The following is a 9,058-nucleotide window of genomic DNA, read 5'->3' on the forward strand; positions in this document are numbered from 1 at the left end:
CCGATGTGTTTCACGCGGTTGCTGCCGAGATTTCGGCTTATCGGAACTCACTGATCGTGGAGACGCTCAAGCGGGGACAGTCCCGGGGCGAGGTCCGCAGCGATGCGGACCTTCAAGTAGCCACTGAACTGCTGATCGGGGCTTTGATGCTTGACGCGCTCTACGCCCCGGGCCCGTATCAGGTCCGCGGCATCGTTGCGAAAACGGTCGACATGCTCCTGAGGGGACTGGGCAACAATCCCGTGGACCGGGACACTACAGAAGCCACCGGCGATCCCGTCTAGGTCTTCCGCGGTAACAAGGAACAAGGGCGATCGAGGGAACCGCCCCCCGTTGACCCCGTCCACCGCGCCACCGCGAAAGTACCTGGCCACCCCGCGTCAGGCCACCAGACCAACGCGAAAACCCCCTGCATCCGCACATATCGGCCAGTCGCCTCCAATTCGGGGGCGGCGTTCCAGTCTACGTGGCAGCCTTGGCTGCGTCGATGTGGGTCTGGACGATTGCTCCGTAGTACTCCACGAGTTCGTCAAGGTCCCGGCCGTCGAAGAGGCCTAGAGTGCGGATGGCCTCTCCGAACCCGGTCATGAGGCAAATCACGGTGGAGGCAAAGCGGCGGTCCTGGGTAGGGTCCCCGATGAGTCGGGTGATGGCATCGAGGTAACGTTCGCGGATTTCGGCCCGTGCAGCGTGGGGGTCGGGGGAGTCCAGCACGGCCAGGGCGATGTTAGCCCATGGCTCCTGCATTCCGCGTTCTCGTCTCATCAGCACCCGGAAGACGAGGCTCTGCCCAGTTCCGCTATCGGGACGTCCGGTTCGGCTAGCAATGACTCTTCCGGTTGCACAGCCGCATAAAGATTTTCCTTGGAAAGGAACAGCTTCATGACCAGGGAGGCTGACACGCCGGCGTCGGCAGCGATCTCGCGCACGGTGACGGCGCGGTAGCCGCGTTCCCCGAAAAGCCGGCTGGCGGAATGGATGATCGCGTCATGGCTGGGGCCGCTCACGTTCCCACCCGCTCACCGGCGGTGTCCTCCACGGGTGGGGCCTCGAAATCCACGGTGATGGATCGGATGTCCACGGTGACCTTTTGTGCCATAGCCTCCTGCGTCACCGGGTGAAGCATGGTCAGGACATATCGGCCGGCTACGGGAAGCGGAAAGGCATACCCGCCGTCGCCATCCGTGCGGGTGGCGCCTACATGCCCGCCACCGGCTTCAAGGAGTGTCACCACCGCCCTGGATACAGACGTGCCACCGGCGCTGACCGTCCCCTGTAGCTGCAGCCGCTCCCGGAGCATGAAGTTTTGTTGAAGGGTGCGGCCGTCGAAGTCAAAGACTTCTGCCATGGGCGCCCAACCGCCGGCATTAGCCACCATGAGATACTTTCCCGCACCGGGGAGCGCCACAGAGTAGTTGCCCTCCGTGTCTACGCGGCTCCAGTCCACCGGATCGCCGTCGGTCTTCAAAACTGTCACGACGGCGGGGATGAGGGGGCGGTGATCGGGTGCCAGGACGCGTCCCTGGACCACCAGTTCGACGGCACCGATGTCGGAGGCTGGCGGGCGGTGGACCCCGGCGGCGCGGGGTATGAAGACTGCGGCCAGCATCGAGGCTGCTGAGGCCCCGGCCGCCAGCCAGAAAATGTCCTTGAATGCGTCGAATGACGGAAGGCGGGTGTCGCCGACTGTCATGGTGACGGAGGTTAGGACTGCGGCGATGGCGGCACTGGATGTCGAGGTGCCAATGGCGCGGACCAGGTTGTTCAGGCCGTTCGCGGAGGCCGTTTCGGTGATGGGAACGGCACTCATGATCAGGGTGGGCGTGGCTGCATAGGCAATGGCCGTGCCTACTCCCACCACAGTGGAACCTACAATTACCCAGGCGATGGAGTCATAGAAAAAAACGCGGCCCACATAGCCCGCAATCATCACTAGCGCCCCTGTCATGAGTGCCGTCTTGCCGCCGAAGATCCTGATGATGCGTCCGGACAGCGGTGCGAAAACCACCATGGCCAAGCCGGAGGGCACCATACACAAGCCGGCAGTAATCACATTAAGTTCAAAGCCGTAGCCCGTAACGACGGGAAGCTGGAGCTGCTGCGTGGTGACGAGCATATTGGCGAACATTGAAAAGCCGATGAGCAGCGAGGCGAGGTTGGTCATGAGTACGGGGCGGCGGGCGGATGTCCGCAGGTCCACCATCGGCTGACGGACTTTGAGTTCATACGGGATCCAGGCGGCCAGCAGTATGACCGTTGCGAGGAACAGGAGTAAGACTGGTTCGGACCCCCAGCCCCAGGTGCCCCCTTTGGTGATCGCCAGCAGGAGTGCAATCAGCGCGCCAGAGAGCAATGCCGCCCCTGCGTAGTCGAAAGTTCCGTGGGTGCGGACCTTTGACTCCGGGACCACCAGCACCACCGCAAGGAGCAACGGGACGCCTGCAGCAGCGGAGACCCAGAAGATCGAGGCCCACCCCAGGCTTTCGTAAAGGACTCCTGCCAGAGGCAGGCCCAAGGCGCTGCCAATCCCCAGCGTGGCGCTCATCAAAGCAACCGCGGAGCCCATCTTCTCCTTGGGCAGTTCATCGCGCATGATGCTGATGGCCACCGGAATCAGGGCTGACGCAAACCCCTGAAGGGCCCGGCCGATGACCAGCCACAGAAAGGAACCGCCGACGGCTGCCACGACCGACCCCGCCACCATGACGGCCAGGCACAGAACCATCATCTTGCGCTTGCCGTACATGTCTGCGCTGCGGGAAACGATGGGTGTTGCCACGGCACTGGAAAGCAGTGTGGCGGTGACCAGCCAGGAGGCGTCATCGGCAGTCACACCCAGGATCACGGGGAAGTCGGGAAGAAGCGGAATCACTAGTGTCTGCATCAACGCCACCAGGGTGCCGCTAAGAGCCAGGACCGCAGTGATGGCGGACGGCGACGGACGCCGTCGCGATTGGAAAGTGAGGGAACGCGGCATCGGCTGCTTCCATATAAGTTGATGGTGAACGCTTGTTCACCCCTAAGTAAAAGCGATGTACAGCCGTAGCCGCAACGGCGGGGTCTACGTGTTGCACCAGATGTACATCCTGCTCGCCATCTCCAGCACACATGACCGGCTAAACGCCGTCTTTCTGAGCAATCAAGATTGGCGCCTATGACGGAGCAGAACGCGGGTGCTCGTCTGCGGCGACATCGCCCATGCCCTGGCCGATTCCTCAGGTCCTGACCAGGTTGGACACTTCGAATGGTCGGCTTAAGGAGATGGCTCTGAGCTCCCTTTGACCTGCCTTCCTATACAATCGCACCGCGAATCGGGCGCGCGGTGAACGCCCCGAGCGGTCGCCGAAACAGTCCCTCTGAGGGGCTCCCGCCTGTTCCAAAATGCGTGTGCGGAGTGGCGTGGCTAGTGTGGGATTGGCTGGCAGAGTTGGTGCAGGCAGCCCACGTCGATGACTTGATCAGAAGATGGTCCGCGGCCAGCGGCTGATTCGAGTTGATGCAGGCGCCTTCGCTGCGGGTTCGCGGCGGGGAAAGCCGCCCGCTACGATGGCACTGCGATTGATGCCCTAGTAGACTCCAAATTCCGTTGGGGTGCCCCCTAAAGCTGCGCCATGCAGAGTTCTGTGGCTCCGATGACATCAAGCATTCCGTCAAGTTCCACGGACGGTAGCTGGAACCGAGAGCGTGCAGGAGTAAGGAACGTGACCACAACGCACAGAGCGAAGGGCGAAGAGGGAGTGCGCCTCGGCAGACCACGCGACGGGGCACTAGATAAGAAGGTCATCGATGCCGCCATTCATTGCTATGCGGAGCGGGGCTGGAGCGGCTTCAATTTCGAGGCTGTAAGCGTAAAAGCCTCGGTCGGTCGGCGCGCTTTGTACCTGCGATGGTCTAGTCGCGAGGAACTGCTCATTGACGCCTTCCGGGAATCAACGCGTCCGCTGCGTGTCGGCACTCACGGACATGTACGGGACGACCTAATCGAAATCGCGTTGGCGCACCGGCAGCTTCTGGCAAGCCCGCGCGGGCGCGCAGGATGGCGCTTGGCCATGGAGAAGGAGGCTGTTGGTGAGGTATACCGGACGGTATCCGCCGAAACAACAAAGCAGCGAGACTTGTTAATTCTGGAATCCTTGAGGCGGGGCCAGTTGCGCGGCCAGGTCCGTTCCGATGCGGACATCCACGTATCCCATCGACTGCTCGTTGGCGGCGTGACCCTTGATTCCATCAGCTACGACAAGACGCCTCAGCAGATTCGTAGCACCGTTAAGACCTTGGTCGACATTGTATTGAGTGGCATAAGTCCCCAACCATGCCTCAATGGGACGTCCTGACGCGGTGACGAATCTTCAGTAGCTCTAGCAACTATGAGAGGTGTGCACTGTTCAACAACGCAGCGCACGCTCACGTGGGCTGCGGTCGGGGCTAAGTGGCCGTGATCAAACGCATCACTGATTTCTGACCTCGCTGTCGGCTTTCTCAGTGCCGCTTTCGAATGTCCGCGTAAATAATCATATTGACTGCGCGGTGGGCGCTGTTACGGCTTCCGGATGATAACCCGATCTGCGTCGGTAAACGCTTGGGAGATCGTCTCCGGAGGATATCTGGGGCGGGCGCGAACAGCCGGAGGCCGAATCATTCGGGCCTTAAAAGAACAGGACGGCCGAGCCCATATCTGGGAGCTCGGCCGTCCTGGATGCGTTAGGGCATCACGTAGGTAGCGGGCCGGACTGAACCTGCGGCCCTTGGAAGGACGCGTGAACGCCGGTCCGCGGGTGACGGGACGCTGCCGCGGTGCCCGTCAAGGCCCTACTGGGGTCGGATCGAGTGGCCAGGGTTGAGGGCCATTTGGCCGCCATCGACAGGAATCGTGTGGCCCGTGATGAAGGACGCGTCCTCGGAGGCCAGGAACAGAATGGCAGCAGCCTGTTCTTCATCCCGGCCCATGCGCTTCCACGGAACCCTCGCGATGCGTGCCTCAAAGGCCTCGGGTTCGCGCTTCTGCCATTCCAGGGAAGCCGGCGTTTCGGTCATTCCCGGGGAAACGGCGTTGACGCGGATACCGTACTTCGCCCATTCCACGCCCAAGGCCTTCGTGAGCCCCACAACCCCGTGCTTGGCGGCGGTGTAGCCGGCGTCGTTGGGCAGGGCAGCAAGGCCCGCGAGGGACGACAGGTTGACGATGGCTCCCCGGTTGCGCGGGATCATGGAAGCGTTAGCGACTGCCTGGGACATGAAGAATGTTGCCGTGAGGTTCACGCCAATCACTCGGTCCCATGAGGCATACGCTTCTGCAGGCTGCATGTTCTCGCCGCCTGCATTGTTGACCAGAACGTCGATGGACCGTGGTCCTCAACGATCTGCTGAACAGCCTTTGCGGCTACTTCCCGGTCGGTGATATCAAACCCTGCGGCGGCAGCATTGCCGCCCAGCGAGTTGATTTCTGCAACGACCGAGTTCACGAATTCCTCATGCAGATCATTGATGAGTACGAAGGCACCTTCCTCCGCGAACTTCAGTGCAGTGGCTCGTCCGATGCCGCGGCCTGAACCGGTGATGAGTGCGACTTGGTCTTTAAAACGTGACATTTATGCTGGCCTTACCCTTCTCTGTGGCGCGCATCCCTCATTGGATGCGCTGTATCTGAGCAGATGCTCCAAACGCGACACCAGGGCGATTGTATTGGTGTCGGCCTCGATCACTTCAGCACACGGATCGTACGTAAGTCAATAGCCTAGACAGATCAGGCGCAACGGGCTGTGCTCCCGGGGGACGCTGTGGATGTGTGGCAATTCTGCTGGTCCGGGCAGCGGCTCACCGCACGCACCACGGCGAAAGCTTCACGCGTTGGCGACTGCTGCTCAGTACGCGGTCGTGGGCGCGCGACTCGGATTCAGCGGCAGGGCACGTCCTCTATCGCTACACGCGAGTTCCGCATGGACTGGACGAACGCCCTCCTCAGCGTATCTAGAGTGCCTGTTCAGTAAGTGTCAGCTTGCAGTTGACTTTGTGTCACCGCTCACTATAGTTACTTGCACGAGCACCAAGTAACTAGACCGAAGCTATCGAGCTTCGCCGTCGTGCTTACCGGACCATGAAGGTGCGGTTACTCAATGAGGAGAAGAGGAAACATGTCAGAGTACGGTGACCAGATCAATGTCACTCTTGACGATGATGTTCTGACTATCGAGATCGACAAGATGGACGCCAGCTCGCACATCGGATTGCCGATGGCGCTCCGTGACGCTCACCAGTCGGAAGCGAAGTTTGTGGTCATCACCGGCAAGGACCGTAAGTTCCTGAGCCCGGAGTCTTACGACCACGAGTGGATCAAGACGATCAACTCCTACGGATACGTCGAGCAGATCCTGCGTGAGAGCGAAGACACGCTTCGTCACTCCATCTCGCTCGATAAGCCCACGATCGCGAAGGTCTGGGCACCCGGTGCGCATCAGCTCGGGGCATCCATCGCCTTGGCGTGCGACTTCATCATCGCGGCCGACGACGCCACATTCAGCGACCCGCACCTTTCGGGATTCGGTCTTCCGCCGGGGGACGGTGGTTTTGTGCTGTGGCCGAACCGCGTCGGGATGACCCGTGCCAAGGAGTTCCTGATGCTGGATCGCGTGGCGACCGCACAGGAGGCGGTGGAGATAGGGCTCATCAACAAGGCTGTCCCGGCCGACGAGCTGGACGCCGAGGTCGACAAGCTCCTCGCGAAGCTGCGGTCCTTCGACTACAGCTCGCTCCGCCTCACCAAGCACGTTCTCAATAATTACGCAAAGCAGGACATGCTCACGGTCGGACACCCGGGCATTGCTTGGGAAACCATGCGCTTCGTTGGCAAGATCTCCGAGGGCAAATCGGGTGGCGAGTGAAGGGTCTGCGCGGCGGCCGGTCCGGCCACGGCGCTGCCCGAGCTCGATCCGCGACGTGAAGATCGGTAGAACACATGGATGACCACGACCTCCTGGTCCAACTGAAAGCGGAACGCGACATTGCGAGAGTCGTTACTCTCGCAGCGCGTGCGTCCGACCGTAAAGATTTCGAGATGCGGCGCGCGTGTTTTCACCCTGACGCCGTCGAGGACCACGGTCATTTCAGCGGAACTATCGACGACTCGATCGCGTTCCTCGAGCCGCACCACGAGAACTACGACATGTTCCTGCACTTCATCGCCACTCCGTCGATTGAGGTCGAGGGGAAGCGTGCATACGCAGAGACGTATGCCATCGTGGTCACTCAACTGAAGCAGCACCAGGTGTACACGTTGAGCGCTTCGCCTTCTGCCATGATCGGGTGCCGATTCCTCGATGAGTTCGAGGAGCGCGATGGTGTGTGGAAGATCGCCAAGCGCACGGTCGCATTCGAATGGTCCAAGACCGACTGGACCACACCGCCGAAGGCTCCCGGCGCGCCTGGGAGCACGGGGGCGCAGCCGTCGCGATCGAGCGAGGATTTCGTCTACGGACTCGGCGACGGAATCCTTGTCAAGGCGCCGGGGAATCGCGCCTGACCCCAGGTTCGCATACGGGTACCGCCTTGCCATGCAGGTTGGAGGCCAGCGTTCGCCGGCCTCCAACCTGTCGTTTTAACACTTGGGGCACGCTAGAAGTTGCAGGTTTCCACGGTCACGTGCGCCGTGATGGCGCTGAGCCGGAAAACGGTTCGGTTCGCCCGCGGCTAGCTAACGGACGACCACCCGGCCACTCCGTGCGTCCTGAGTACGGCCGCAACGAGTGCGTCACGCGTTGGACCAGCCGCTCACGCGGGGCAGTGCGTGGTCTCCAACGCCTAACCGCGAGTCTTGCGCGTGCAGCCCAGGCACGAGCGGTTCAAAGCGTGAGCCGGCGACAGTCTCTGGCTGATGCCCGCTGACGAGGCGAAGACTCCTTCGTCGAGGACTTCGTCCGCTTGCTGCAGGAGTGCGGCAACTGTATTCGGAGTGCGCGGGCGATCACTCTCCGCCAGAATCTCGGCATTGCCTAATAGTACGGCCCTGGATTCTGCGGTTGCCGGTAGCGGGTGGGCGCAGGTCGTCAAGCGCAAAGGACTTCTGGGCCACATGCCCGAGGGGCACCATACTTGGCTTACGACGGCGGGACATCCCGCCGTCGTAAGCCTTTTACTAGTGCCTCACAGCAGAGGCGTCCGGACTACAGAGCTGACCAGCCGCCGTCAGATGAGAGGATGCTGCCGTTGATGTTGGTGCCGTCATCGCTGAGCAGGAAGGTGATGGAGGCAGCGAGCTGCGCGGCACTGGCAGGAGCGGGGACCATTGCCTGCAATAGCGGACCAAGCCGTTCAGCGGCGAACTGGGAACCCCAGCTGGCAACAATGTTCGTCGTCGTGGAACCCGGAGCCACGGCATTGAACCGCAGCCCCTTGGGCCCGTAGATCACCGCCGAGTTTTTGGTCAGGCCCATCACAGCGTGCTTGGAAGCGGTGTATGCGGCGCCGGCTGCGGACCCGCGAAGGCCGGCTCCGGATGCCACGTTGACTACCGAGCCCGTTCCCGATTCCAGCATCAGCGGGACGACAGCGCGGGTCAGGCGCATCAATGCCGTGACATTGATACGGAAAACTCGCTCCCACAGTTCGTCGTCAACCTCATGGACGGGGAGGAAGTTATCAAAAATCCCTGCGACGTTTGCCAGCGCGTCCACCCTCCCACCGGCTGCCGCCACGATGGCGGCGACAGTTTCCTCCATCGAGATGTCCCCGGCGATGGGAATGAGCTCCAGCCCGCCGTTTTCCGCGACCATATCGTCCAACCGCTCCTTGCTGATGTCTGCGGCGATGACTCGCCCACCCTCTTTAGCGATTCGCAGGGCGGTGGCCTGACCGATACCCGAGCCGGCGCCAGTCACGATGACGGTCTTACCCCCGAAGCGTCCAGGGGTGATGGTCTCTTGCCATGAAGCTTCGTTGCTCATGGTGTCCTTTCGAAGTCGAGATGGATAATCGCTGAGATCCTACGGCATTGACGTTGACTTTGTAAGGGGTTTGCGGTTCCGAGGGTCTGAGGTTTTGCGTACGTCATGTGTTTGATTGTGCC

General features: G+C 61.4%; 8 protein-coding genes and 1 pseudogene. 4 read left to right on the forward strand and 5 right to left on the reverse strand.

What is annotated here, in order from left to right; translation table 11 throughout:
• Positions 1-284, forward strand: a 284-nt coding sequence (locus tag G205_RS19870; protein ID WP_009359596.1) for a TetR/AcrR family transcriptional regulator C-terminal ligand-binding domain-containing protein, incomplete at its 5' end; no start/stop codon positions are given.
• Between the two features lie 178 nt (positions 285-462).
• On the opposite strand, the gene G205_RS23295 is transcribed toward G205_RS19870, so the two are convergent.
• Genes G205_RS23295 through G205_RS19880 form a run of 3 tightly spaced genes read right to left on the reverse strand, consistent with a single transcriptional unit; the run spans position 463 to position 2,977 of the window.
• On the reverse strand, positions 463-747 hold the full coding sequence (locus tag G205_RS23295; protein ID WP_235047107.1) for a TetR/AcrR family transcriptional regulator: 285 nt from the start codon (positions 745-747) through the stop codon (positions 463-465).
• A gap of 17 nt (positions 748-764) precedes the next feature.
• Entirely contained in the window at positions 765-1,007 is a 243-nt protein-coding gene (locus G205_RS23300) for a helix-turn-helix domain-containing protein (RefSeq protein WP_235047108.1), read from the reverse strand.
• Entirely contained in the window at positions 1,004-2,977 is a 1,974-nt protein-coding gene (locus tag G205_RS19880; RefSeq protein WP_035753949.1) for an MFS transporter, read from the reverse strand. The genes G205_RS23300 and G205_RS19880 overlap by 4 nt, the downstream gene beginning before the upstream one ends.
• Positions 2,978-3,701: 724 nt before the next feature.
• Between G205_RS19880 and G205_RS20785 the strand changes: the two genes are divergently transcribed.
• A complete protein-coding gene (locus G205_RS20785) occupies positions 3,702-4,334 on the forward strand; it encodes a TetR/AcrR family transcriptional regulator (protein WP_009359598.1) in 633 nt (210 codons plus the stop codon).
• A gap of 475 nt (positions 4,335-4,809) precedes the next feature.
• Here G205_RS20785 and G205_RS23305 read toward each other — a convergent pair.
• Positions 4,810-5,588: pseudogene (locus G205_RS23305) on the reverse strand (SDR family NAD(P)-dependent oxidoreductase).
• Positions 5,589-6,131: 543 nt separating this feature from the next.
• Between G205_RS23305 and G205_RS19895 the strand changes: the two are divergent.
• Together G205_RS19895 and G205_RS19900 are read left to right on the forward strand one after the other, a co-directional pair.
• On the forward strand, positions 6,132-6,878 hold the full coding sequence (locus tag G205_RS19895; protein WP_009359601.1) for an enoyl-CoA hydratase/isomerase family protein: 747 nt from the start codon (positions 6,132-6,134) through the stop codon (positions 6,876-6,878).
• Between the two features lie 74 nt (positions 6,879-6,952).
• Positions 6,953-7,516, forward strand: a complete 564-nt coding sequence (locus tag G205_RS19900; protein WP_009359602.1) for a nuclear transport factor 2 family protein — start codon at positions 6,953-6,955, stop codon at positions 7,514-7,516.
• 640 nt (positions 7,517-8,156) lie between these two features.
• On the opposite strand, the gene G205_RS19905 is transcribed toward G205_RS19900, so the two are convergent.
• Positions 8,157-8,936 (reverse strand): SDR family NAD(P)-dependent oxidoreductase, encoded by a 780-nt coding sequence (locus G205_RS19905; protein WP_035753951.1) that lies wholly within the window; start codon positions 8,934-8,936, stop codon positions 8,157-8,159.
• Positions 8,937-9,058: the final 122 nt, after the last annotated feature.

The organism is Arthrobacter nitrophenolicus, assembly GCF_000332815.1.
In the GTDB taxonomy this organism is placed as follows: Bacteria; Actinomycetota; Actinomycetes; order Actinomycetales; family Micrococcaceae; genus Arthrobacter; species Arthrobacter nitrophenolicus.